Raw genomic sequence first — 24,363 nt, 5'->3', positions numbered from 1 at the left:
GACCACACCTATGAGCCTCCTCGCCCAACGCGTGAACAAGCTTCAGGACGCGCCATTCCCCGACTTCATCACCCGCCCCGCCATCGCGCTTCTGGTTGCGACCGCGCGCAAGGGATACGCATCCGCCCCCGAAGATGAGGCCGGGTTCGCCCGCGAGATGGCCGACCGGCCTGTCGCAGAACACACGGACGCCGCCAACCAGCAGCACTATGAACTGCCCGCACGGTTCTTCCAGGTCTGCCTCGGCGCGCACCGGAAATACTCCAGCTGTTTCTACGAGACGCCGGACGCCACGCTCGACGATGCGGAGGCGTCGGCGCTGCGGATGACCTGCGAGCACGCGGACCTGAACGACGGTCAGGCGATTCTGGAGCTCGGCTGTGGCTGGGGCTCGCTGTCGCTGTGGATGGCCGAACACTACCCCGCCTCAGCCATCACGGCCGTGTCGAACTCCCGCAGCCAGAAGGCCTTCATCGACGCCGAGGCCGCCGCGCGCGGCCTGACGAACCTGACCATCGTCACCGCGGACATGAACGTCTTCGATATCGACAAGACCTTCGACCGGATCGTCTCGGTAGAGATGTTTGAGCATATGGCCAACTGGCGCGCCCTGCTGACCCGGGCCCGCACCTGGTTAAGGCCGGACGGGCGGATGTTCCTGCACGTCTTCAGCCACATCGACGCCCCCTACCGGTTCGAGGTCTCGGACGACGCCGACTTCATCGCCCAGCATTTCTTCACCGGCGGGGTGATGCCCAGCCACAACCTGATCCGCCAGTACGCCGACCTGTTCGAGGTCGAGCAGGACTGGCGCTGGAGCGGGACCCACTATCAGCGCACGGCAGACGACTGGCTGAATAATTTCGACAACAACGTCCACGAGATCAGAGGTCTGATGAAGGAGGTCTACGGCGTCGATCACGCTCTCTGGATGCGACGCTGGCGCCGCTTTTTCATGGCGACGGCTGGCCTGTTTGGCGATAGCGATGGAACGGTCTGGGGCGTCAGCCACTACCGCCTGAAGGGGATCTGAACCAATGCGTTACCTCGCTGCTTTCGGCACCTCGGCCTTCGTCATGCTGGCGCTCGACGCCGTCTGGCTGACGATGATGGGCGACCGCCTCTATCGCCCGGTGCTGGGAGACTGGATGAGAAAATCCTTCGACCTGCCGCCTGCCATAGCCTTCTATCTCCTGTTCCTGTCCGGCGTGACCTTCCTGGCGACCGTTCCGGCGCTCCAGCAAGGCTCATGGCAGCGCGCGGCGATCAACGGCGCCGTCATCGGGCTCGTCGCCTATGCAACCTATGACCTGACCAATCAGGCGACCCTGACCCGCTGGTCGATGACCATCACCCTGGTCGACATGGCGTGGGGCACCTTCCTCGCAAGCACGGCGGCGGTGGCCGGCTATTTCGGATCGCGCTGGCTGGTGCGCTGAGTTCGTACAAAAACCTGCGTCGCGAGCATCATCGCGGTCTGGCTGTTCAGGAGGAAGAACTGGCGTTGGGGTGACATCATCGCCCGCCCTCGGGATCAGTCAGCGATGACCGCCGTGCTCTCGATCTCCACCCGCGCAGCGTCTTCGATCAGGCCCTTGACCTCGACCACGGCCATGGCGGGGTAGTGGGGGCCCATCAACTCGCGCCAGATCGCGCCGATCTCGCGCAGCGCCGACAGGTATTCCCCCTTGTCGACGACGTACCAGGTCATGCGAACGACATGTTCTGGCCCCGCCCCGGCCTCGGCCAGGACCGCCAGGGTGTTGACCAGGGTCTGACGCACCTGGGGGATGAACCCGCCGTCAGGAAAGACGCCCTCGGGCGTCCAGCCGATCTGGCCGGCGATGAACACCATCAGGCCCTGAGCGGCGACGCCGTTGGAGTAGCCCCTGGGCCGGGGCCAGCCTTCGGGGAGCAGGACGCGGTTCACGCGGCGGTCTCCAGGAAGGGCGCGATGCCGGCGCGCAACTTGTCGGGCCAGGGTTCGGGATTCAGCGAAGAGCCGACGAAGACGAGGGTTTGGGTCGCCTCGAAGCGAAGTTGATCGCCGGCATGAATCCGGTGGCGCAAGCCGCAGGACGCGCCGCCCAGCCGGATCACGGTCAGGGTGACGGTCAGTTCGTCCTCCAGCCGCGACGGGGCGACAAAGCGGGCCTCGATGGCCGCGGTCGGGACGCTTACGCCCCGATCCATGTGTAGTTCGCGGAACGAGACGCCGAGCGCCTGCGCGAACCAGTCCTCGACCACGCCGTTCAGCATCTCGAAATAGCGCGGGTAGAAGACAATGCCCGCTGCGTCGCAGTCGGCGAAACGCACGCGACGTTCGACCGCGAAAACCTGGCCGAACAGGGCGGCGGTCATAGGGTCTCCTTGAGCCGGAAACGTTGCAGCTTGCCGGTCGGGGTCTTGGGCAGGCTCTCCACGAAGTCGAGCGCGCGGGGATATTTGTAGGGGGCGATAACGCCTTTCACGAAGGTCTGGAGTTCGTCGCGCAGGTCCGGGGACGGATCGATGCCTGGATTCAGAACGACGAAGGCCTTGCAGATCTGGCCGCGTTCCTCGTCCGGAGCGCCGATCACGGCGGCCTCGGCCACAGCGGCGTGACGCAGCAGGGCGTTCTCCACCTCGGGCGCGCCGATATTGTAGCCGGACGAGATGATCATTTCCTCGGCGCGGGCGACGAACCAGAAATAGCCATCCGTGTCCTGGCGGTAGACGTCGCCGGTCAGGTTCCAGCCGTCCTGGACATAGGCCGCCTGGCGGTCGTCGTCGAGATAGCGGCAGCCGGTCGGGCCGCGAACCGCCAGCCGTCCGGTCTCACCGGGTGGAAGAGGCTGGCCCGCGGGGTCGATGATGCGCGCCTCATAGCCCGGCACGGCCTTGCCGGTCGCGCCGGGGCGGATGTCGTCGCCGCGCGCCGAGATGAAGACGTGGATCATCTCGGTCGAGCCGATGCCGTCGATGATGCGGACGCCGGTCGCCTCCTGCCAGGCGTCGGAGGTGGCGGCGGGAAGGGCCTCACCCGCCGAAACGCAGGTACTCAGGCTGGACAGGTCGTGGTCGCCGGCCAGCTTCAGCAGGGCGCGATAGCCGGTCGGGGCGGTGAGCAGAGCGGTGGCCTTGCAGCGCGCGGCCGTCTCGGCCAGCGCGTCGAATCCGGGCCTGTCGGGGAAGGCGGTCGCGGCGCCGGCGGCGGCCGGGAAGACCACCAGCCCGCCGAGGCCGAAGGTGAAGGCAATCGGCGGCGTGCCGACCACGATGTCGTCCTTCGTCAGGCCGACGATATGCCGCCCGAAGGTGTCGGCCATGGCGAGGATGTCGCGATGGAAATGAACGCAGCCCTTGGGCTTGCCCGTCGTGCCAGACGTGAAGGCGATCAGGGCAGGATCGTCGACGGCCGTCTCGACGGCGGTGAAACTGACCTCGGGCGGCAAGGCCTGGGCCGCCTTCTGCAGCGCGGCGGAGTCTATGACGCGCGTCAGCGACGGGGCGAGGGCGCATGCCTCGGCGACCACGTCGTTGAACATCTCATAGACCAGGGCATGGCTGACCTGGGCCTTGTCGATGACGGTGGCCAGTTCGGTCGCCCGGAGCATCGGCATGGTGGCGACCACCACCCCGCCAGCTTTCAGGATCGCGAACCACGCCAGCACCGTCCAGGACGAGTTCGGACCGTGCAGCAGGACCCGGTTTCCGGGAACCACACCCATCTCACCGCCCAGCACCCGGGCCATACGGTCCGAGATCGCGTCGACCCGGCTCCACGAAAACTCGTGGTCGAAATCGATCAGGGCGCGGGCGTCGCGACCTGCGGCGGCGATGGCCCGGCGCAGCAGTTCGACGCCCGCGTTGAGCCGGTCGGGATAGGCGAGCTCCGGCAAGTCGAAGAGGAGGTCAGGCCGCTGGTCAACCGGCGGCATGTGATCGATGACGAACCGGTCGATGTGCGCGCTGGCCCCCATCAGACGCCCCCACCCATCCCGGCGAGAACCTGCCGGGCGATGACGATCTTCTGCACCTCCGACGCGCCCTCATAGATGCGCAGGGCGCGGATCTCGCGATACAGCCGCTCGACCGGATGGCCCGAGACGACGCCCAGACCGCCGAACAGCTGTACCGCCGCGTCGATGACCTGCTGGGCCTCGTCGGTGGCGTAGAGTTTGGCCATGGCCGCCTCGCGGGTGACGCGCGGCGCGCCCTGATCCTTCAGCCAGGCGGCACGGTAGATCAGCAGGGCCGAGGCATCGATCTTCAACGCCATGTCGGCCAGCGCGGCCTGGACCAGTTGCAGGTCGCTCATCGGCGCGCCGAACAGCCGGCGGGCGACGGTGCGTGAAGCCGCCTCATCGAAGGCGCGGCGCGAGAAGCCGAGGGCGGCGGCGGCGACGGTCGAGCGGAATACGTCCAGCGTCGCCATGGCGATGCGGAACCCCTCGCCCGGCGCGCCGAGGATGCGGTCGCCGTCGATGCGACAGGCGGTGAACCGGATCGTTGCCAGGGGGTGGGCCGCCATCAGCGGGATGCGTTCGACGACCTCGAACCCCGGCGTATCGGCGTCGACGACGAAGGCGCTGAGGCCGCGCGCGCCCTCGCCTTCGCCGGTGCGGGCAAACACCACATAGCGGTCGGCCAGGCCTCCGTTGGAGATGAAGGTCTTGACCCCGTCCAGCACCCAGCCGGCGCCCTCGCGACGTGCGCTGGTGGACAGGGCCGCCACGTCCGAACCGGCATCGGGCTCCGACAGGGCGAAGGCGGCGATAGTCTCGCCCGCCGCCACGCCGGGCAGCCAGCGGGCCTTCTGATCGTCGGTTCCAAACAGGCTGATCGGGCCGGAGCCCAAACCCTGCATGGCGAAGACGAAATCGGCCAGACCCGAGCGTCGGGCGAGGGTCTCGCGCGTCAGGCACAGGGTGCGCACGTCCAGCCTGCCGTCCGCGTCGGGCACGGCGTTGCTCAACCAGCCGCCATCGGCCAGCGCCTTCAGTATCTTGCGGCAATCGCCGTCCAGATCGTGATCGCCGTGCAGACGCAGCGCCCCGTCGTTCGCCTGGGCCCAGGCCTCGATGTCCGCGGCGAAAGCGCGGTGACGGTCATCGAAGAACGGCCAGTCGAGAAAGGTGCGATCCGCCATGCTCAGTTCCCCTTGAACACCGGCTCGCGCCTGCCGGCGAAGGCCTCGTAGGCGCGGCGGAAATCGTTGGTCTGCATGCAGATTGCCTGGGCCTGGGCTTCGGACTCAATGGCGGCGTCCAGGCTCATGTCCCATTCGATATTGAGCTGGTTCTTGGTCATGCCGTGGGCGAAGGTCGGTCCTCTGGCCAGCGCAAGCGCCAGTTCCTGAGCCGTCGGCATCAAGGCCTCGGCCTCGACGATGCGGTTGTGGAAGCCCCAGCGTTCGCCCTCGTCGGCGGTCATCACACGGCCGGTGAACAACAGCTCCGACGCCCGCCCCTGGCCGATCTGGCGCGGCAGGATGGCGCAGGCGCCCATATCGCAACCGGCCAGCCCGACGCGGGTGAACAGGAAGGCCGTCTTCGTCTTCGGCGTGGCGATGCGCAGGTCCGAGGCCATGGCCATGATCGCTCCGGCCCCGACGCAGACCCCGTCCAGCGCCGCGATGATCGGCTGGGGGCAGCCGCGCATGGCCTTGACCAGATCGCCCGTCATGCGCGTGAACCTCAGCAGCTCGGGCGCGGCCATCCCGGTCAGCGGGCCGATGATCTCGTGTACGTCGCCGCCGGAGGAGAAATTGCCGCCCGCGCCGGTCACGATCACCACCTTGCAATCGTCCGCATGGCTCAGATCGCGGAACAGGTCGCGCATCTCGGCGTAGGATTCGAACGTCAGCGGGTTCTTCCGCTCCGGTCGGTTCAGGGTCAGGGTCAGGGTCGCCACACCGTCGTCATCGACGGACCACAGGAAATTCTCGGGCGGATAGTCGCGCGCCATCATCGGTTCATATCCTCTGGTGTGACGGCGTGGAGCGAGCGTTTGGCGCGCTCCAGCAGATGGGTCAGGTCTTCGGCCTCGGCCTCGCTCAGGTCGGCGAACAGGGCCTCGATCCAGTGTTCGTGCGCTGCGGCCATCAGGGCGAAGTGCGATCGGCCGAGCGGCGTCAGGCGCAGCCGCTGTACGCGCCGATCCCTCCCGTCCATGGCCTCGATAAGCCCGTCGGATCTCAGCCGCACGGCCAGGCCGGTAACGTTGCCGTTGGAGACCATCAGCATGCGCGAAACCTCGCCCATGGTCAGGCCGGCCTCGCCCGCACGGTCGAGCGCGGACAGTATGTCGAACCGGGGCAGCGTCGAGCTGAAGTCGTCGCGCAGCCGCTGGGCGATCGTACGTTCGATGGTGGTGGCGCAGGTCAGCAGCCGCAGCCACAACCTCAGCGACCGCTTGCCGTCCGGCGCGCCGCCCAGTCTGTCAGGCAGAGGGGCGGCGGCAGTCACAGTTCGCCGCCCGCGACGGGGACGGCTGCCCCGTTGACGCCTGAGGCGCCGTCGCCGCACAGCCAGACGACCGTCGCGGCGACTTCGTCGGGCGTGATCAGCCGTCCCTGGGGATTGGAGGCGGCCAGCGCCGCGCGCGCCTCGTCCTCGGTCCTCCCGGTCTTGCCGACGATAGCGTCCACGGATCGCGCCACCAGATCGGTGTCGGTGAAACCGGGGCAGACCGCGTTGACCGTGACGCCCTTACTCGCGACTTCCAGCGCCAGCGCCCGCGTCAGACCGACCAGCCCGTGCTTGGCCGCGACATAGGCGGACACGTAGGTGTAGCCCTTCAGGCCCGCCGTCGAGGCGATGTTGACGATCCGGCCCCAGCGGCGGGCCAGCATTCCCGGCAGGACCAGACGCGCGGCCTCGGCGGGCGCTTCGAGGTTCAGGGCCAGCATGGCCCGGAGGTCGGCGATGTCGGTCTTCAGGAAGGGCGCGGACGACGCCCCGCCGGCGTTGTTGACCAGGATGTCGATCGGCCCGAACCGGTCCCGCCCGGCCTCGATGGCGGCCCCCAGGGCTTCGGCGTCGGTCACATCCGCCGGGGCGGCAAAGGCGGCGGCGCCGATGCGGTCGGCGCTCTCATCCAGCCGGCCGATGTGGCGGCCGATCAGGGTGACGAGGCACCCCGCCTCGGCCAGCCGTTCCGCGGTCGCCCGACCGATACCGGACCCCGCGCCCGTCACCACCGCATGGCGTCCGTCCAGCGCGCCGCTCATACCGGTCCCGCCTGCAACTGCCGCTCCATGTTCCGGGCCAGCTGGGCAAAGCCGGCGCGGTACTGAAGGGGGGGCTGGATGCCGCGCCAGCCCAACGCGGCAGCGGCACGCAGGCTCCAGTTCGGATCGGCCAGGTGCGGCCGGGCGAGGGCGCACAGATCAGCCCGGCCGGCGGCGAGAATGCTGTTCACATGGTCGGGCTCATAGATGTTGCCGACCGCCATGGTGGCTACCCCCGCCTCGTTGCGGATGCGGTCGCTGAACGGCGTCTGGTACATGCGGCCATAGACCGGCCTCGCCTGCTCGGAGGTCTGGCCGGCCGAGACGTCGATCAGGTCGCAGCCGGCGTCGGCGAAGGCGCGGGCGATGGCGACGGAGTCCTCGGGGGTGAGGCCGTCGTCGACCCAGTCCGTGGCCGACAGGCGGACAGACATCGGCTTGTCGTCGGGCCAGACGGCGCGCAGGGCGGCGAAGACCTCGAGCGGGAAGCGCAGGCGGTTCTCCAGGGAGCCGCCGCATGCGTCCCTGCGCTGGTTGGAGACGGGGGTCAGGAAGGACGACAGCAGATAGCCGTGGGCGCAGTGCAGCTCGACCATGTCGAAGCCGGCCTCGTCGGCCCAGGCGGCGGCGCGGACGAAGTCGTCGCGGACGCGGTCCATATCGGCGCGGGTCATCTCGCGCGGGGTCTGGTCTTCGTCCGACCACGGAATGGCGGAGGCGGCGATCAGCGGCCAGCCGTCCTCAAGCGGTTGATCGGCGCGCGGACCCCAAGGCCGTTCGACCGAGCCCTTGCGGCCGGCATGGGCCAGCTGGATGGCGATGCGCGAGCCCTGGGCGTGGATGAAGTCGACGATCCGCCGCCACGCGTCGCGGTGTTCCGGGCGGTACATCCCGGCGCATCCGGGCGTGATGCGGGCGTCCGCCGAGACGTCCGTCATCTCGGTGAAGACCAGTCCCGCGCCGCCCAGCGCCCGGCCTCCGAGATGGACGAGGTGGAAGTCGTTCACCATCCCGTCTTCCGCCGAATACATGCACATGGGCGAGACGACCACGCGGTTGGGCAGGGTCAGACCTCGCAGCCGCAGGGGCGCGAACATCGGCGCGGGCGGATCGTCCGTGAGGGGAGCCCCGGCCTGATCGGCGAACCAGCGCTCGACCCGTGTCAGGAAGACAGGGTCGCGCAGGCGCAAATTCTCATGGCTGACGCGCTGGCTGCGGGTCAGCAGGCTGTAGGTGAATTGCAGCGGGTCGAGATCGACGTAGCGTTCGACGGTCTCGAACCATTCGGTGGAGTTGCGGGCGGCGCTCTGCAGCTTCAGCACCTCGACGCGGCGCTCAGCCTCATAGGCGGCAAGGCCGGCCTCAAGCTCTCCCGGTTCAGTCAGGGCCCGGGCCAGTCGGATGGCGTCCTCGAACGCCAGTTTCGTGCCCGATCCGATCGAGAAATGGGCGGTGTGGGCGGCGTCGCCGAGCAACACCACCTTGCCGTCGCGCCAGTTGGCGCAGGCCACGCGCGAGAAGTTGAGCCAGGCCGACCCGCCCAGGTGGCGCGCATTGCTCATCAGCGCATGACCGCCCAGCCATCCGGCGAAAAGTGCCTCGGCCGCGCGACAGGTCTGGTCCTGATCCATCCCGTCGAAACCGAGCCCCCGCCAGGTCGCCTCGGAGCATTCAACGATGAAGGTCGAGGCCCCCGGCTCGAACTGATAGGCGTGAGCCCAGATCCAGCCATGCGGCGTCTGGACGAAGGCGAAGGTAAAGGCATCGAACGCCTGGGTCGTGCCCAGCCAGATGTATTTGTTGGGCCGCACATCGACATCGACGCCAAACACTTCCGGCGTTTTGTTGCGAACGCGGCTGTTCAATCCGTCGGCGGCTATGATCACATCGGCGTCCAGCGCGCGGACATCCCCGACCTCGCTCCGGAACCGCAGATCGACGCCCAGAGAGCGGGCGCGGTCCTGCAGGATCGTCAGCAGGCGCTTCCGCCCTATGCCGGCGAAGCCATGACCGCCCGAGCGGACAGTCTGGTCATGGATATGCACGTCGATGTCGTCCCAATGGACGAAGGCGGCCTCGATGGTCGCGGCGGTCTCGGGGTCGCCGGCCTTAAGATTGGCCAGGGTCTGGTCGGAAAAGACCACGCCCCAGCCGAAGGTGTCGTCCGGCCGGTTGCGCTCATGCACCACCACATCCAGCGACGGGTCGCGCAGTTTCAGCGAGATGGCGAGGTAGAGCCCTCCGGGCCCGGCCCCGACGACGGCGATCCTCTTTACAGCCCTGCGCGACGACATATTTTAAGCCTAAAATAGATTGGCGTCGGCGTCCAGAGTCACCCCGTTCACGTCACCGGCCCGGCGTGTTCCTCAGACCAATGTTCGACGGTCTTCCCATCGTCCTGGGTCCTCATCGGCCATAGCCGGGGTGGAGCCATGATCACCGGCCCGATTGGGCAACAGATCGACGGCGAACAGGCCAGGGAACAGATCGTCTCCGCACTGATCCTCGGCGCGCCCATCATGGTCCCGCCCGGCCGGGACGTCGGCCGATCCCCGGACCGACGACCTGGGCGGCCAGAGCATCCGGACCACCGGTGTGGATCCGAGCTGGGGCCTTCACCTCATCGACGTCGATCATTCGATGGGTCCGCTCATCGACATCGTCGCCAGACAGAGCAACGCCTAAGCAGCGGCGCGTCAGGACCGCGCCCCCCGCCCGTCTCGGTGACCGCCAGCAGGGGTAGCCGTGTGGTCTGTTTGACTTAGGCGGCCGGGTCGCTGGCGAGCGAACGCGCCAGCGCCACGACGATGCGGCGTTGATCCGCCGTCTCGATTCGCCCGTAGGCCTCGAGCAAGGCCTTCGAGCCGCTCACGGCGAACAGGTCCAGACCATCCCGAGCCCCCGGCTCGTCCGGCTCGAAGAAGGTGCTCACCGGCTGTCCGAGCGCATGGGAAATGAGCATCAGGCGCGAGGCCGACACTCTGTTGGTGCCCCGCTCATATTTCTGGATCTGCTGGAAGGTCACGCCCGTGGCCTTGGCCAGATCGGTCTGGGTGAGGCCACGCAGTTCGCGCACGGCGCGAACACGTTGGCCGACGGCAATATCGATCGGGTTAGGCGTCGCAGAAGTCATGGGATCAAGCTAGAACATTCCGCTCGGCCGACGCAACTCGCGCGCGCTCATCGCGCAGCCGACCCTCCCAGATTCCGGCTGCCAGGGCGATCATGAGGCCGTAGAACATGAGATACAGAGTGGAGATATAGGCGCGCGCCACGACGCTGGGATCGATCAGCATGCCCACATGGCTGAGGATCGCCAGGAGCTGGAACGCGCAACCGAACAGCAGCCACACCCTGTGGGTTCTGACGAGCAGGTACAGAAACACCCCAAGATTCGCCGCGTCGATGATGAGGATGTTCCACTGCGGCGAGGTCCAGTCGGTCCAATTCTGAACGAGGGGCGAGAGGATCGAGGCGATCACGATCGAAATAGCCGCGACCCGTTCAGTGTGCGCGCCTTTCCAGATGGCCGCGCCGCACACGACGATGTTCAGGATCACACCGCCGATCTGGGCGGCCGTGGCCAGGAACAGGACGTTGTCGTTGAACATGCGGAGGCTCGCGATACGCCGTCGAGGCGCACCGCGAGCATAGCATCAAGCGGCGACCTTGAGACCCGTTGGACGCGGCAGGCTCTCTTCGGGCTTTCCGACACCCGTGCCCTGCATGATGGTATTGCCCAGTCCGACCTGCGGAGCTGCCGCCTGAAGTGCGTGATGCGCGGCAACGATCTGGTCCCGCGCCTTGCCAAGCGCACGGACCGATCCGGTGACGCCGGTCATGGCGTGGCTGCCGAGCACGGCCGACAGGTTGTTCTCGCGGCGAACGGAAGACATCGCGGCGATGAGGTGGGCCGCCTTTTCGAGGGCTGCATCGATGGCGTCTTCGGTCTCGAACAGCGCCGTCGCCAGCTTTTGTCCATATTCACGTCGTTGCATGGGGGCTCCTTCTCCCGCCTGGCGGGGGTCATGGTGGACTTCGCTTGTTGGAAGGCGGATCAGCGCAGTTGCTGGGCTTGATCCGCCGCGTGCAGAAGGTGCTGGATCATCAGCGTCGCGCCGATGGCTCCCGCGAGCAGAAAGGCGATGCCGCACGTCAGGGCGATCACCATTAGCAGGTCCCGCCCGACGCGGCCGTACTCGACGGTCGAAGATTGGCCGCGCTCGGTGGCCGATCGTGATCGGGCAACAGTACGAGCCCGATACAGATAATCTCGCGCAGCAGATCGAGCTTCGAGAGAAATGGGCTCATCTCGCGCGTCACCGCGACCAGGTGCAGGACGGCCGCTTTCTCGGCCGGTGTTTGCGCCAGGTCCTCGAAGACGGTCTCCAGATAGTCCCAGGTCCAGTTCGGTAATGTGAGGGTCAATGGGGCCTCCTTTCGTGCGAAAGAAGGCGGCGCCCGAGGCGGCATCGGCTACTCGGGACGGCTCCCCTACGGGTTCGTTCCGTAGGCCGGCGTTGATCAACAGCAGCGCAGCGTCCCGGCGCGAGGCGACGCCCAGTCGCTTGCACGCGGTCTCGATATGCTTGTCGACGGTCTTTGAGGAGATCCCGAGATCGCGCGCGATCTCCTTCGACTGGCGATGCTGTGCGACACCCACCAGGCACTGCCGTTCTCTCGCGGTGAGCTGCTTAAGCTCGTTCATCGTCCCACCCCCCGGATCAACCAACAGGGTTAGTCGATGGAAAGCAATTCCCTAAGCGTGCATCCCGCCCTTTATGTCTGAAGGCCGACATAGACGTTGTGGCGATGCCGCTGCGATCCTTCCCGAAGCGACCAGGGATCGGGACATCAAGACGCGATGGGCGGCGCTCATTTCGCAGCCCGTGAGCCGGCGGGAAAACTTTGGAGCGCGCACCGACACGGGTGTCGATGGCGTTCCGAGCGGCCGCCTGCATTCGACCCCTCCCTACAACGGCGCGACTGGCGGAACGTCGGGGCGACCGCCATGGTGCGGCGGGAGTGAATCGGAGCGTTCGGCGATGAGAACCCTGTCCCTGCACCGTCGTTCGGCGCTGACCCTGGCGGGAGGCGGTCTGCTCGCTGGCCTGGCGCCCCTGCCCGCCTTCCCGCAGTCCGAAGACTGGGCCGCGCAGACTTGGGAAGACCTGGGCGCCGATGTAAAGGCCGAGTTCAAATGGGCCTGGGACCACTATGTCGAGCGCGCCTGGGGCAAGGACGAGATCAATCCGGTTTCAGGCACGTCCCAGTCCTTCTTCATCGGGGGCCACGACCTGGGTCTGTCGCTGGTCGAGGCGCTGGACACCCTGTGGATCATGGAGCTGGACGCCGAGTTCCAGGCAGGCGTCGACTGGGTCAAGGCGAACCTGAACTTTGACATCGACGGCGAAGCCCAGGTGTTCGAGACCAATATCCGCCTGGTCGGGGGTCTGCTGTCGGCCTTCCTGGCCTGCGGCGATCCGGTGTTGCTGGAGAAGGCGAAGGACCTTGCCGACCGGCTGATGAAGGCCTTCGATGCCTCTCCGCACGGCCTGCCGTATCGCTATGTGAACCTGAAGACCGGCGCGGTGCGCGACCCCGAGACCAACCTTGCCGAGATCGGCACCTACATCTCCGAGTTTGGAGTCCTCAGCCAGCTGACGGGCGAGCCGAAATACCATGCCGCCGCGAAACGGGCCCTGATGCATGCCCTGAACATGCGGTCCGGGATCGGCCTGATGGCGGCCAACATCCACGCCGAGACCGGCCGGTTCACCAGCCGCAACGCCTCGATCGACGTCTATGCCGACAGTTTCTACGAATACCTGTGGGACGCCTGGGAGCTGTTCGGCGACGAGGCGCTGAAGGTCGCCGCGCAGGAGTGCCTGCAGGCCATGATCAACCATCAGGGCAGGCGCTACGACGGCCTGCTGTGGTTCCCGATGGTCGACTACGAGACCGGCGCGGTGACCGGCACATCGCAGACGGTGCTCGGCGCCTATCTGGCGGGGCTGCTGGGACAGGCGGGTTTCAAGACCGAGGGCGACGACTTCCTGAAGACCTACGAGACGATGCAGGATCGCTATCTGATCGTCCCGGAATCGACCGACGTCACCACCGCCCGCCCCCGCACCCTGCGCACGGGTCTGCGTCCCGAGGTGGCCGACGCCTGCCTGAACCTGTGGCAGCACGACCGCGACGACCGGTACCGCGCCATCGCGGCGACCCACTATCGCAACATGAAGTCGAGCTCGAAGGCGCCCTACGGCTACACCGCCCTGACCGACATCACGACCCGACCGATGACCCAGGGCGACAACTGCCCCGGCTACTGGTGGTCCGAGCAGATGAAATACTACTTCATCCTGTTCGCCGCGCCCAAGCGGATCGACATCGACCGGCTGATGCTGAGCACGGAGGCCAACGTGCTACGGGGGTTTGTCCGTTCGTCCTGACGAAAAACACCCTGACGAAACGGACGAAACGGACCAAATCCTCTGTTCGCCCTCTCCGCGAAGCGTGAGTCCGAACTCTACACCCGCAGCGAACCAAGGCGCGTTCGGAAGGGTGTGCGCCCCGCCGACACTGACTGGATCAGGATTTCCATGTCGAATAGAAAAATCCGTTCGACTTAGTTCGTAGGGTTGAGATGGCGCCGGACGCGTCACTTCCCCACGTGCCTTCGCGCGCGGAGGGGTGATCGTCAGCGCCTGCTCATCGAATACGGCCGCGCCGCCTCTCCCGCGTCCCATGTCCGGTTCGGCTCTGAACCCATGACGAAATGCAGTTCGCCGCCGGCGGTGATCTCGTCGTGCCCGATCCAGGTGCGGTCCAGCGGGCGGCCGTTCAGCGTGACCAACTGGATATAGCGGTTGGCGTCGCGCAGACCGGCTGTCGAGATCACGAACCTCCGACCATTGGGCAGGTTCAGCGTCGTGCGATCCGTGAACGGGCGGCCGATGACGTACTGGCCCGAGCCCGGCGTGACCGGATAGAAGCCCATGGCCGTGAACATCAGCCAGGCCGACATCTGGCCCACGTCGTCGTTGCCGGCCAGGCCGTCGGGACGCGAATGGTACTGGCTCTCGACGATCTGCTTCAGCCGTTCCTGAGTCCGCCAGGGCTGGCCCGCATAGACATAGGCATAGGCCGAGTGGTGGCTGGGCTCGTTGCCGTGGATGTACTGGCCGATCAGGCCGGCGATGTCCTCGGCGTGGGAGTAGTCGAGGCCGGCGTTGTCGTAGTCGAACATGGCGTCGAGCCTGGCGACCGTCGCCGCGTCCCCGCCCATGACGGCGACCAGGGCCGCCATGTCCTGGGGCACGAACCACGAATACTGCCAGGCGTTGCCCTCGGTGTAGTCGGAGCCGTAGTTGATCGCGACGGGATCGAACGGCTCCCGGAACGAACCGTCAGCCAGACGGGCGCGCACGAACCGGGTCTCCTGATCCCAGGTGTTCCGCCAGAAGCCGGCGCGGCGATCGAACTCGGTGGCGACGTCCGCGCGGCCCAGACGCTCGGCCATGCGGGCGATGGTCCAGTCGTCATAGGCGTATTCGACCGTCTTGGACGCCGCCTCAGGCTCCCGGTCGATGGGGACGTAGCCCAGGTCCATATAGTCGCCGAGGCCGCCGTAGGGGCGGTATGTCGCCGAGGCGACCATGGCGTCCAGCGCGGCATTCCCATCGATGCCGGGAATGCCTTTCAGGTAGGCGTCCGCGATCACCGGGACGGCGTGATAGCCGATCATGGTCCAGGTCTCCTGACCGTGGAACGACCAGACCGGCAGGATGCCATAGGGGCTGACCTGCTGCGCGGCGATCAGCGAGTTGACGATGTCGGCGTTGCGCTGGGCCGGGGCCAGCAGGGTCAGCAGCGGATGCTCGGCCCGGAAGGTGTCCCACAGGCTGAAGGTCGAGTGGACGGTGAAATCGGACCTGTGCACCGCATTGTCCGGGCCGCGCCAGCGACCGTCGACGTCGGAGTGGACCGAGGGCGCGATCAGGGCGTGATAGAGGGCGGTGTAGAGGGTCGTGCGCAGTTCCGGCTCCGCCTCAATGTCGACGGCGCCGAGCGCCTCGTTCCACGCCGCCCGCGTCGCCGCGCGCTGGGCGTCGAAGGCGAAACCCTCGCCTTCGGATTCCAGATTAGCGATGGCCCCGGCCTCATCGACCGAGGAGATGGCGACCTTGACCAGCAACGGCCCGTCGATCTGGCCGAAGTCGAACGCAGCCTCCAGCGCCCGGCCCTGGACCTGTTGCCGGTCATCCAGCGCCCGGCCCGGCTGGCGGAAGCCGTTGTAGGGGACGTCGGTCTCGCGGTTCTGGATCTGGTGACCGACCATGGGCGCGGAGAACCGCATGGCGAAATAGAGCTGACGTCCCGGCGCCCAGCCGCGCAGCTCGCGGAAGCCCGTCACCGTCCCGTCCTGATGGACCCGGATTCGCGACCACAGGACCTTGCCCGGATAGTCGTAGATCGAGTTCCTCAGATCCAGCAGCAGCCTTGCCCGCGCGCCGTCCTCGAAGGTGTAGCGGTGCAGGCCGGTGCGGACGCCGACGGTCAGCTCGGCGCGGACCTGGGTGTCTGTGAGCTGGACCGAATAGTAGCCGGGCTCGGCGGTCTCCGAGGCCTTGTCGTAGCGCGAGCGGTAGCCCGAGCCGGGCGTGGCGACGTCGCCCACATCCCATTCCACCGCGTCGCCCGTCTGCGGCGTGATCAGGACGTCGCCCAGGTCGGAGTGGCCGGTGCCGGAGAAATGGGTATGGGAAAAGCCCATGATGGTCGGGTCGTCGTTGCGATAGCCCGAGGCCCAGTCATAGGACTGGCGGAAGGCGCGATAGTCGGTGTCGGGGCTGAGCTGCACCATGCCGAAGGGCGCGACCGGGCCGGGGAAGGTGTGGCCCTTGCCCGACGTGCCGATGAAGACGTCGACGGCCTCGACCGGATCGGACGCCTGCGCCCATCCAGGCCCCGCCAGACACACCGCCATCGCCGCCGCCAGACCGATACGCCGCATCAGGATACTCCCCGCCACCGTTTCCCGACCCTATCAGCCGGGATTCCCCCTGTCGCCCAAGGCGCCCTGACACCGAAAGCGGATAGAGGCACTTGCAAATCATTCTCAACGTATGGCACAGGCCGTGTGTGACCGACGCCGCTGCAAAACCTGTCGCCAAGGCCGCCGCCCGTACGCGGTCGATGAACGGCGCACGCGCCTTCTGGCTGAAGGAACTGCACCGCTGGCACTGGATCTCGGCGGGGCTGTCACTGGCCGGAATGTTGCTGTTCGCCATCACCGGCATCACCCTGAACCACGCCGCCCAGATTCCGGCCGAACCGGTGACGATGGAGCTGACGGCGACCCTGCCCGCCCCCCTGCTGGACCGGCTGTCCGACTTCCCTGACGAGACGACCGATCCGGTCCCCGACGCGATCGCCCGCTGGGTCTCCTCGGAGCTGGACATCTCCATCGCCGGCAAGGCGACCGAAACCGCGCCGGACGAGATCTATGTCGCGCTGAAGGGCCCCGGCTCCGACGGCTGGGTCACCATCGACCGGGGTACGGGCGAGGCCGTGCGCGAGACCACGACGCGCGGCTGGGTCGCCTACATCAACGACCTGCACAAGGGCCGCGACACCGGCCCCGTCTGGTACTGGTTCATCGATGTCTTCGCGGTCGCGTGCATCGTCTTCACCGTCACCGGCCTGACCCTGCTCTGGCTGCACGCCCGGACGCGCGCCTCGACCTGGCCCCTGGTCGGGCTGGGCATCGCCATCCCGGTCATCATCGCCCTCATCTTCATCCACTGACGAGTTCCTCTCCATGTCGTCGCGTATCCGCCCCCTGCCCCTGATCATCGCCGTCGGCGCCGCCTCGATCGCCGCCCCGGCCCTGGCCGCCGACCTGACCGTGACGCTGGAGGTGCCGACCCTCTCGACCGCCGCCTATCACCGCCCCTATGTCGCGGTCTGGATCGAGCGGCAGGACACGGCCCAGACGGCCGTGCGCACCATCGCCCTGTGGTACGGGGCCGGCGCCACGGCGCGCGGCGAAGGCGACGGCGAACAATATCTGAAGGACATCCGCACCTGGTGGCGCAAGGGCGGCCGCGCCATGGCCCTGCCGATCGACGGCGTCACCGGACCGACCCGCGCGCCGGGCCGCCAGACGGTCACCGTCTCCGGCGCCCGCCTCGCCAGCCTGCCGGCCGGTTCGTACAACATCGTCGTTGAGGCGGCCCGCGAACAGGGCGGCCGCGAGATCGTCCGCCTGCCCTTCACCTGGGGCGGCGCGGCCAATAGCGCTTGCGCCGCAGGAACCTCCGAACTGGGCGCCGTGCGCGTCGCCGTCACCCGCTAGGGATCAGTCGCCATGAAGACCTTCATCCTGCCCACGAAAGCCCTGGCCGCCCTGGCCGTCCTGGCCGCCGTCGCCGCACCGATGTCGGCCACCGCCCACCGGGGCTGGCTCATGCCCTCGCACACCGTTCTGTCGGGGGACTCCTTCTGGGTCTCGTTCGACGCCGGCGCCTCGAACGGCGTCTTCATCGCCGACCACGCCCCGCTGCGCCTGTCGCCCCAGAGCCTGTCGATCACCGCGCCCGACGGCTCGGCCGGCGCGGCCGCCAACCTGATGCAGGGCGCCTACCGCACCACCTTCGACGTCGAGGTCAACAAGCCCGGCACCTGGAAGATCGCCAACGCCTCGGCCGGCATGACCGCGACCTGGACGCTGAACGGCGAACAGGGCCGCTGGCGGGGTCCGGCAGCCGAGATGGCGGCCAACGTTCCGGCCGGCGCCACCGAAGTCGCCTCGGCCTTCAGCGCCAGCCGGCTGGAGACCTTCGTCACCCTGGGCGAGCCGACCACCACCGTCTTCACCCCGAGCGGCGTCGGCATCGAGATGGTCCCGGTGACCCACCCGAACGATCTGGTCGCCGGCGAGGCGGGCGTGTTCCAGTTCCTGAAGGACGGCCGGCCCTACGCCGACGCCGACGTCGTCGTGGCGCGCGGCGGCCTGCAGTACCGCGACAACCCGGACGAGATCACGGCCAGGACCGACGCCGAGGGCCGGGTCTCGATCGCCTGGCCCGAGGCCGGCCTGTACTGGGTCAACACCTCGTGGCGCGACCCGGCGGCCCCGGCCGGCGGCGGCCGCAACGGCCCGCCGGTCGCCTCGGCCCAGTACACTGCTGTCCTGCAGGTCCTCCCCTGACCCTTCGCGGATCGCGCGGAACCCCGCCGCCGCTCGATCTCCGCGAGGCGGACGACCGGTCGGCGACCCGCGTCCTGATCCCGCCCATGGGCGCTCCGCCGTCCAGACCGCCAGGCGACGACGTCCGGCGGCTGGGCGGCGAGACCATGGGCACGACCTGGTCGGTCCGCGCCGTCGCCCCGGCCGGGATCGACGACGCGGCGCTGATGGTCGCCGTCCGGACCGAGCTGGATGCGATCATTGCCGCCTTCAGCCCGTGGGACCGGACCAGCGAGATCTCCCGCTTCAATGCCGCGCCCGCCGGAATCTGGGCCCTGTCCCAGACCTTCTGGACGGTGCTCGACGCCTCGATGAACCTGGCCGACGACACCGATGGCGCAGTCGATCCGACCCTTGGCGCGCTCGTCGATCTATGGGGTTTCGGCCCGTCCGGAGCGCGCGTCGGGACCGTCCTTCCGTCGGACGACGAGGTTGCCGCAGCCCTGGCCGTCAGCGGCTGGCAGAAGCTGCGCCTGAACCGCGATGCGCGCGGCGCCATGCAGCCCGGCGGCATGAGGCTGGACTTCGCCGGCATCGCCAAGGGCCATGCGGTGGACCGGGTCTCCGAAGCCCTGACGCGTCTCGGCGCGACTTCCCACCTCGTCGAGATCGGCGGCGAGATGCGCGGCCAGGGCGTGAAGCCGGACGGCCAGCCGTGGTGGATCGGTCTGGAGGAACCGCCGGGCGCCCCCTCCGCCCGCACCGTCGCCGCGCTGGTGGATATCGCGGTCGCCACCTCCGGCGACTGGCGCCGCGCCTTCGAGCACGACGGCCGCCTCTATCCGCACACCATCGACGGCCGCACCGGCCGGCCGATCGACAACGGCGTGACCTCCGTTACCGTCTTCCACGCCAGCGCCATGACCGCCGACGCCTGGGCCACCGCCCTGACCGTTCTCGGCCCCGACGCAGGCCCTGCGACGGCCGAGGCCTACGGCCTCGCCGCCCAGATGGTGGTTCGCACCGCCGACGGCGTCGTCGAACACCTGACCCCCGCCTTCGTCGCCATGATGGACGAGGACGAAGCCGGGTGAGCGACGACCCGATCCGCTGGATCTGGGCGGCCCTGACCGTCGTCGCCTGGCTCGCCTTCACCGGCTGGAAGATCCGGCGGGTCCGCGCCAGGCCCACGGCGGCCGCGCAGCCGGGCTCGACCCTGATCGCCGTCGCCAGTCAGACCGGCTTCGGCGACGAACTGGCCGAGATGACCCGCAAGGCCTTCGCCGACGCCGGTCGCCCCGCCCGGGTGAAGTCGTTCGCGGACATCGAGCCGACCGACCTGATCGCCCCCGCCCGCGTCCTGTTCATCGCCTCGACCACCGGCGAGGGCGACGCTCCCGACAGCGCCTCCCGCTTCGTCCGCCGGATCATGACCGATCAAACGCGCCTGGCAGGGCTGGAGTACGGTCTCCTCGCTCTCGGCGACCGGACCTATGTCGAGTTCTGCGGTTTCGGTCGGGCGCTGGACGGCTGGCTGAAGTCGGCCGGCGCGCGATCCCTGTTCGATGCGGTCGAGGTCGACAACGGCGACGCCGCCGCCGTCCGCCACTGGCAGGGCGAACTCAGCCGCCTGACCGGCTCGGTCGCCGCCCCCGACTGGGCCCCGCCCGCCTATGCCGACTGGCGCCTGGCTGAGCGCCGCCTGCTGAACCCCGGCAGCCCCGGCGAGGGCGCCTGGCATCTGGCGTTCGAGCCCGTCGACGGCGCCCTGCAATGGGTCGCCGGCGACATCGCCGAGGTCGGCGCCCCCTCGCCGGAGGGCGGCCTGGCCCACCGCGAATACTCCGTCGCCTCCCTGCCCGCCGACGGCCGCGCCGAGTTCCTGATCCGTTTGATGCGCCGGCCCGACGGAACGCCCGGCCTCGCGTCGGGGTGGCTGACCGAGACGCTGGAAGTCGGCGAGATCGCGCCGATGCGCATCCGCGCCAACCGCGCCTTCCACGGCCCGGAGGCGGCGACTCCGATGATCCTGATCGGCAACGGCACGGGCATCGCCGGCCTCCGCTCGCACTTGAAAGCTCGCGCTGCCCAGAAGGTGAACGCCGGCGCCTGGCTGATGTTCGGCGAGCGCACGGCGGCCCATGACAGTTTCCACGACGCGGAACTGCGGCGCTGGCTGGCTGAAGGAACCCTGACCCGTCTCGATCGCACCTTCTCGCGCGATCCCGGCGACGGCCGCTATGTCCAGGCGGTGATCGAGGCTGAAGCCGGTTCCGTCCGCGACTGGGTCGCACGCGGCGCCGCCATCTACGTCTGCGGCAGCCTCGAAGGCATGGCCGGAGGCGTGACCACGGCGCTCGAAACCGTCCTCGGCGCCGACGCCCTGCGCGACCTCGTCGAGACCGGCCGATACCGTCGCGACGTCTACTAGGCGCTCAGGCAGGCCCGGGTGTAGCCTCGCCGCGGGAATCGGGGAGACGACGATGACGAACTTCAGGGCGGCGACGCGCGACTGGCTGCTGACGCCCGTCATGATGCTTATGGCCGCCCTGACACTGGGCCTCGCGGGCTGTTCCACCGTCGCAGCACCCACGACCTATGCCGCCCCCGCTCCGGCCGTCCTCGTCGAGGCCTGGGTCGGACCGGTCGAGGAGGTCCGCACCGATCGCGTCCTGACTTTCTACCGGGCGTACGGGGGTGGCGCGAACCGCCTCGGGGCCTGGCTGTCGCCCGTTCAGCCGACGTCTTCGCAAGGCGTGCGCGAGGCCATGGCCCTGCCGCCCGCCAACACTGCGGAGTTCTACTCCGTCGTCACTGTCCCCGCGGGCACCCTGATGAAGGTCGGAATCGCCGCCCCCGCCTTCGACCAGCCCGGCGGCGGATCGCAGGTTCAACTGCTAGAGCTGATCCCGGCCGAGAGCTTCTCCGATCCCATCCCCCTGCCCCCCGCGCGGCCGTGACCAGCATCGATCTGCCCGATGGCGACCGCCTGATCCTCCACGGCCTGTCCGCGCCCGAAGGCGAGCGCGGTTCCATCGTCTGTCTGCATGCGACCGGCCGCCGTCGCTGGATCGCCCATCCGCCCAAAGGCGACGCCCAGGACGCCTTCGTCGCCATGCGGCTGGAAGACGGCGTGCTGATCGCTGACAGCTTCCAGGGGCTCCGCATGCGCATCGACCTCGGCACCGGCGCGGTGCGGCCCGACACCTTCCTTAAATAGCGGGCGCGCGGTAGCCGAGCCGCACCCAGACCGCGAAGCTGATCATCAAAGCCGCCAACAGACCCAGCCACACCGGCCCGATCACGCTCCACAGCAGATAGACGTTCAGCGCGGCGATGACTGCGCAGATCGAATAGCCAACAACCTGCACCAAGCGCCCGTTCGCGAACTGGCCCATCCTCGCCTTGTCCGACGTCAGCATCATCAGGGGGAAGATCGCGAACGGCAGCTGCATCGACAGCACGACCTGGCTGATGACCAGCAGCTGGACCGTGTCCCGCCCACCAGTGGCCGAGACGATCACCAGGGCCGGAACGATCGCGATACTCCGGGTGACCAGCCGCCGGATCCACGGTTTGATGCGGATCCTGAGGAAGCCCTCCATCACGATCTGACCGGCCAGGGTCCCTGTAATCGTCGAGGACTGGCCCGAGCACAGCAGGGCGACCGCGAAGGCCGTGGCCGCCGCTCCGCCCAGGGCGGGTTTCAGCAGTTCGTGCGCCTGGCGCAGGTCGTCGACTTCGACCCCAGCCTTCCAGAACACCGCCGCCGCCAGCACCAGAATCGCTGCGTTGACGAAGAAGGCGGCGCCCAGGGCCACGATCGTGTCGACCGTATTGTGCCCGATGGCCGCCTTCAGGTCGGCGATCCCCCGGCCGTGCGCCCGCGTCTGTACGATCGACGAATGCAGATAGAGGTTATGCGGCATGACCGTCGCGCCGAGGATGCCCAGCGAGATCAACAGCGCGCCTCCGCCCGGCAGGCTGGGAAGGAGGGCTCCGTGCGCCGCTGCGGCCCAGTCGGGTTGAGCGAGGAAGATCGACCAGGCGAAACAGGCGCCGATGGTCGTGACCAGGGCGATGACGATGGCCTCCAGCCAGCGGAAGCCGAAATTGATCAGCATCAGCAGGATCAGCACGTCGAAGCCGGTAATCAGCACGCCCCACATCAGCGGGATGCCGAACAGCAGGTTAAGCGCCACCGCCGCCCCGACCAGCTCGGCCAGGTCGCAGGCGATGATGGCGATCTCGCACAACAGCCACAGTGCGATCGACGTCGGCTTTGAGTAGGTATCCCGGCAGGCCTGGGCGAGGTCCTGGCCCCTGACCAGCCCCAGCCGAGCGCACAGGACCTGCAGGAAGATGGCCATCAGGTTGGAGGCCAGGATGACCCACAGCAGGGCGTATCCGAACTGGCTGCCGCCCGCGAGATCGGTGCCCCAGTTGCCGGGATCCATATAGCCGACCGCAACCAGGAAGCCGGGGCCGGAGAAGGCCAGCATCCGCCGCCACCAGGGCCGCGCCACACTGCCTTCGGTCCACACCGGGATGCTGCGATGGGCCTCCGGCAGGGAGCGGTTGTGGTCAGCGGCGCCTGGAACGACCATCGATATCTCCCTGTCCGGCAAGAATTCAGCCTCGGCTGAATCTATATACGCGACAAATCGTCACCGGATGCGAGGGAAATCAGCCCCCGTCGCGCAGGCGCCTGGTCAGGCTTTCGAACAGGGTCAAGGTCTCGGGGCTGACGTGGTGCTCTATGCCCTCCGCATCGGCCTCGGCGGTCTCTCCCGTGACGCCGAGCGCGATCAGGAATTCGTGCACGATCCGGTGCCGTTCACGCGACGCCGCCGCCATCGTCTCGCCCGCCGGGGTCAGGGCGATGGAGCGATAGGGTTTGGTTTCCACCAGCCCGTCCCGCTGCAGCCGCTGCAGGGCCTTGGCCGCCGTCGCCGGCGCGACGCCGAGGCAATCGGCCAGGTCGGTCAGCCGCGCCGAGCCGGTTTCCGAAATCAGGTCGCCGACCAGTTCGACATAGTCCTCCGCCACCTCGCTGGAGCGGGCGTCACGCATTCGGCGAAAGGCGGCGGCGCGTCGGGCGGCGCCGGGAACCTGGACCACATCGGTCTCCTGAAACGCACGGGCGGTCTGTGCGCGACCACCCTAGACCAGGCGGCGAGCGATTTCATCGTCCTGTCGTCCTAGGTCCGCATGAGGTCGGCATGGTATCGAGGCCTCCGATGCGTCTGTTCCGCCCCGCCCTTCTGGCCCTGATGCTGGTCGCCGCCCCGGCGCTCGCCCAGGCGCCCGCCGCACCGCCGATCCCGGCTGCCGCGGAGCCGGTGCAGTTCTATGTCTTCAGCTTCACCGACACGCCCGTCGCCGAGGCCGCCGAGGACGTGGTGGGCGGAGCCCTCGCCTGGGACCTGACCATCGATCCGGCGGTCGACGGCCTCGTCACCTTCCGCGCCGACGGCTGGTACACCGGGGAGGCCCTTCTGAAGGATTTCGGGACCGCCCTGCTGGATCAGGACATCGCCCTGATGCGCACGGGCGCCGGCGCCTACGCCGTCATCCCGCGCGCCAATGTGCCGATGATGCTGGCGCGAGGCGGCGTGCTGATGACCCTGGCCGAGCCGACGACAGCGCGCCCGCCGGTCCCGGCGCCTTCAGCCACCGCGCCGACCGCAGTCTATGGCAAGGACCGCTGGTGGGACGGGGCCTTCACCGCCCTCTTGATCTTCTTCGGCGGAGCCCTGGCGGGCGGCGCCGCCCTGTTCGGCGGCCAGACTGTCTATCGCCGGGCGGAGGCGCGGGGACGTATCGCGGCGCCCCTGCTGCGTCTGACCGACCAACGCCAGCCTGTCTCTCGCCCGCCCGAGGGCGCCGAGGCCGATCCTGATCTGATCATTCCGCGGTTCGCGCCGCGCCGAAACGGCCACTAATCCCG

26 protein-coding genes and 2 pseudogenes are annotated in these 24,363 nt (G+C 68.3%); 12 read left to right on the top strand and 16 right to left on the bottom strand.

The annotated features are described in order from the left end of the window. Window positions 1-10 precede the first annotated feature (10 nt). A complete protein-coding gene (locus ACP7AZ_RS15405) occupies window positions 11-1,033 on the top strand; it encodes an SAM-dependent methyltransferase (RefSeq protein WP_426039514.1) in 1,023 nt (340 codons plus the stop codon). A 4-nt stretch (window positions 1,034-1,037) separates the two neighbouring features. Continuing rightward, a complete protein-coding gene (locus ACP7AZ_RS15400) occupies window positions 1,038-1,439 on the top strand; it encodes a DUF2177 family protein (protein WP_426039513.1) in 402 nt (133 codons plus the stop codon). Window positions 1,440-1,534: 95 nt separating this feature from the next. On the opposite strand, the gene ACP7AZ_RS15395 is transcribed toward ACP7AZ_RS15400, so the two are convergent. From ACP7AZ_RS15395 to ACP7AZ_RS15360, 8 genes are read right to left on the bottom strand one after another with little or no spacing between them, the layout of a single operon-like run. Then, window positions 1,535-1,930: a RidA family protein gene (locus tag ACP7AZ_RS15395; protein ID WP_426039512.1), complete on the bottom strand. Its 396-nt coding sequence runs from the start codon at window positions 1,928-1,930 to the stop codon at window positions 1,535-1,537. Then, window positions 1,927-2,361, bottom strand: coding sequence for an acyl-CoA thioesterase (locus ACP7AZ_RS15390; RefSeq protein WP_426039511.1), 435 nt, complete (start codon window positions 2,359-2,361; stop codon window positions 1,927-1,929). The genes ACP7AZ_RS15395 and ACP7AZ_RS15390 overlap by 4 nt, the downstream gene beginning before the upstream one ends. Beyond that, window positions 2,358-3,962: an AMP-binding protein gene (locus tag ACP7AZ_RS15385; protein ID WP_426039510.1), complete on the bottom strand. Its 1,605-nt coding sequence runs from the start codon at window positions 3,960-3,962 to the stop codon at window positions 2,358-2,360. The genes ACP7AZ_RS15390 and ACP7AZ_RS15385 overlap by 4 nt, the downstream gene beginning before the upstream one ends. After that, the gene (locus ACP7AZ_RS15380) at window positions 3,962-5,131 is read right to left on the bottom strand and encodes an acyl-CoA dehydrogenase family protein (protein WP_426039509.1); all 1,170 of its coding nucleotides are present in this window, start codon (window positions 5,129-5,131) and stop codon (window positions 3,962-3,964) included. Before ACP7AZ_RS15380 ends, ACP7AZ_RS15385 begins: the two co-directional genes overlap by 1 nt. 2 nt (window positions 5,132-5,133) lie before the next feature. Then, the gene (locus tag ACP7AZ_RS15375) at window positions 5,134-5,952 is read right to left on the bottom strand and encodes an enoyl-CoA hydratase family protein (protein WP_426039508.1); all 819 of its coding nucleotides are present in this window, start codon (window positions 5,950-5,952) and stop codon (window positions 5,134-5,136) included. Further along, complete coding sequence (locus ACP7AZ_RS15370; protein ID WP_426039507.1) at window positions 5,949-6,449, bottom strand: MarR family winged helix-turn-helix transcriptional regulator; 501 nt, start codon at window positions 6,447-6,449, stop codon at window positions 5,949-5,951. The genes ACP7AZ_RS15375 and ACP7AZ_RS15370 overlap by 4 nt, the downstream gene beginning before the upstream one ends. Continuing rightward, on the bottom strand, window positions 6,446-7,213 hold the full coding sequence (locus ACP7AZ_RS15365; RefSeq protein WP_426039506.1) for an SDR family NAD(P)-dependent oxidoreductase: 768 nt from the start codon (window positions 7,211-7,213) through the stop codon (window positions 6,446-6,448). The genes ACP7AZ_RS15370 and ACP7AZ_RS15365 overlap by 4 nt, the downstream gene beginning before the upstream one ends. Beyond that, window positions 7,210-9,507: a bifunctional salicylyl-CoA 5-hydroxylase/oxidoreductase gene (locus tag ACP7AZ_RS15360; RefSeq protein ID WP_426039505.1), complete on the bottom strand. Its 2,298-nt coding sequence runs from the start codon at window positions 9,505-9,507 to the stop codon at window positions 7,210-7,212. Before ACP7AZ_RS15360 ends, ACP7AZ_RS15365 begins: the two co-directional genes overlap by 4 nt. Window positions 9,508-9,525: 18 nt before the next feature. Here ACP7AZ_RS15360 and ACP7AZ_RS15355 point away from each other — a divergent pair, with 18 nt between their 5' ends. After that, a complete protein-coding gene (locus ACP7AZ_RS15355) occupies window positions 9,526-9,978 on the top strand; it encodes a DUF3089 domain-containing protein (protein WP_426039525.1) in 453 nt (150 codons plus the stop codon). Here the strand turns inward: ACP7AZ_RS15355 and ACP7AZ_RS15350 are convergent. The 5 genes and pseudogenes from ACP7AZ_RS15350 to ACP7AZ_RS15330 all read right to left on the bottom strand — a co-directional run. Continuing rightward, the gene (locus ACP7AZ_RS15350) at window positions 9,975-10,346 is read right to left on the bottom strand and encodes a helix-turn-helix domain-containing protein (protein ID WP_303694874.1); all 372 of its coding nucleotides are present in this window, start codon (window positions 10,344-10,346) and stop codon (window positions 9,975-9,977) included. The two genes, ACP7AZ_RS15355 and ACP7AZ_RS15350, sit on opposite strands and share 4 nt — an antisense overlap. A 4-nt stretch (window positions 10,347-10,350) precedes the next feature. Continuing rightward, window positions 10,351-10,824, bottom strand: a complete 474-nt coding sequence (locus ACP7AZ_RS15345; protein WP_426039504.1) for a hypothetical protein — start codon at window positions 10,822-10,824, stop codon at window positions 10,351-10,353. Window positions 10,825-10,869: 45 nt separating this feature from the next. Continuing rightward, window positions 10,870-11,211 (bottom strand): hypothetical protein, encoded by a 342-nt coding sequence (locus tag ACP7AZ_RS15340; protein WP_426039503.1) that lies wholly within the window; start codon window positions 11,209-11,211, stop codon window positions 10,870-10,872. A gap of 172 nt (window positions 11,212-11,383) precedes the next feature. Then, window positions 11,384-11,641, bottom strand: coding sequence for a hypothetical protein (locus tag ACP7AZ_RS15335; protein ID WP_426039526.1), 258 nt, complete (start codon window positions 11,639-11,641; stop codon window positions 11,384-11,386). Between the two features lie 112 nt (window positions 11,642-11,753). Then, window positions 11,754-11,921: pseudogene (locus ACP7AZ_RS15330) on the bottom strand (response regulator transcription factor); the annotation flags it as partial. Window positions 11,922-12,258: 337 nt separating this feature from the next. On the opposite strand from ACP7AZ_RS15330, the gene ACP7AZ_RS15325 reads away from it, so the two are divergent. Continuing rightward, window positions 12,259-13,671, top strand: coding sequence for a glycoside hydrolase family 47 protein (locus tag ACP7AZ_RS15325; protein ID WP_426039502.1), 1,413 nt, complete (start codon window positions 12,259-12,261; stop codon window positions 13,669-13,671). A gap of 248 nt (window positions 13,672-13,919) precedes the next feature. On the opposite strand, the gene ACP7AZ_RS15320 is transcribed toward ACP7AZ_RS15325, so the two are convergent. Then, a complete protein-coding gene (locus ACP7AZ_RS15320; protein ID WP_426039501.1) occupies window positions 13,920-16,235 on the bottom strand; it encodes a GH92 family glycosyl hydrolase in 2,316 nt (771 codons plus the stop codon). Window positions 16,236-16,363: 128 nt separating this feature from the next. Here ACP7AZ_RS15320 and ACP7AZ_RS15315 point away from each other — a divergent pair, with 128 nt between their 5' ends. From ACP7AZ_RS15315 to ACP7AZ_RS15285, 7 genes are all read left to right on the top strand, one after another. Continuing rightward, window positions 16,364-17,029, top strand: coding sequence for a PepSY-associated TM helix domain-containing protein (locus tag ACP7AZ_RS15315; protein WP_426039500.1), 666 nt, complete (start codon window positions 16,364-16,366; stop codon window positions 17,027-17,029). Window positions 17,030-17,042: 13 nt separating this feature from the next. After that, window positions 17,043-17,579: a DUF2271 domain-containing protein gene (locus ACP7AZ_RS15310; protein WP_426039499.1), complete on the top strand. Its 537-nt coding sequence runs from the start codon at window positions 17,043-17,045 to the stop codon at window positions 17,577-17,579. Window positions 17,580-17,591: 12 nt separating this feature from the next. Beyond that, the gene (locus ACP7AZ_RS15305; protein ID WP_426039498.1) at window positions 17,592-18,434 is read left to right on the top strand and encodes a DUF4198 domain-containing protein; all 843 of its coding nucleotides are present in this window, start codon (window positions 17,592-17,594) and stop codon (window positions 18,432-18,434) included. An 86-nt stretch (window positions 18,435-18,520) separates the two neighbouring features. After that, window positions 18,521-19,507, top strand: coding sequence for an FAD:protein FMN transferase (locus ACP7AZ_RS15300; RefSeq protein WP_426039497.1), 987 nt, complete (start codon window positions 18,521-18,523; stop codon window positions 19,505-19,507). Further along, window positions 19,504-20,844 carry a sulfite reductase subunit alpha gene (locus ACP7AZ_RS15295; RefSeq protein WP_426039496.1) on the top strand — a complete coding sequence of 447 codons (1,341 nt, stop codon included), beginning with the start codon at window positions 19,504-19,506 and terminating at the stop codon, window positions 20,842-20,844. The genes ACP7AZ_RS15300 and ACP7AZ_RS15295 overlap by 4 nt, the downstream gene beginning before the upstream one ends. Before the next feature lie 52 nt (window positions 20,845-20,896). Beyond that, window positions 20,897-21,373 (top strand): hypothetical protein, encoded by a 477-nt coding sequence (locus ACP7AZ_RS15290; protein ID WP_426039495.1) that lies wholly within the window; start codon window positions 20,897-20,899, stop codon window positions 21,371-21,373. Beyond that, complete coding sequence (locus ACP7AZ_RS15285) at window positions 21,370-21,633, top strand: hypothetical protein (protein WP_426039494.1); 264 nt, start codon at window positions 21,370-21,372, stop codon at window positions 21,631-21,633. Before ACP7AZ_RS15290 ends, ACP7AZ_RS15285 begins: the two co-directional genes overlap by 4 nt. On the opposite strand, the gene ACP7AZ_RS15280 is transcribed toward ACP7AZ_RS15285, so the two are convergent. Together ACP7AZ_RS15280 and mntR are read right to left on the bottom strand one after the other, a co-directional pair. Beyond that, a complete protein-coding gene (locus ACP7AZ_RS15280) occupies window positions 21,626-23,020 on the bottom strand; it encodes an Nramp family divalent metal transporter (protein ID WP_426039493.1) in 1,395 nt (464 codons plus the stop codon). The genes ACP7AZ_RS15285 and ACP7AZ_RS15280 overlap by 8 nt on opposite strands. A gap of 79 nt (window positions 23,021-23,099) precedes the next feature. Next, window positions 23,100-23,537, bottom strand: a pseudogene (gene mntR / locus ACP7AZ_RS15275) (manganese-binding transcriptional regulator MntR); the annotation flags it as partial. Window positions 23,538-23,653: 116 nt separating this feature from the next. On the opposite strand from mntR, the gene ACP7AZ_RS15270 reads away from it, so the two are divergent. Next, a complete protein-coding gene (locus tag ACP7AZ_RS15270) occupies window positions 23,654-24,358 on the top strand; it encodes a hypothetical protein (protein ID WP_426039492.1) in 705 nt (234 codons plus the stop codon). Window positions 24,359-24,363: the final 5 nt, after the last annotated feature.

It is taken from the genome of Brevundimonas sp. DC300-4 (assembly GCF_049897365.1).
Classification (GTDB): domain Bacteria; phylum Pseudomonadota; class Alphaproteobacteria; order Caulobacterales; family Caulobacteraceae; genus Brevundimonas.
The sequence above is the reverse complement of the archived record's forward strand: the minus strand, read 5'-3'. Positions and strand labels throughout refer to the sequence as shown.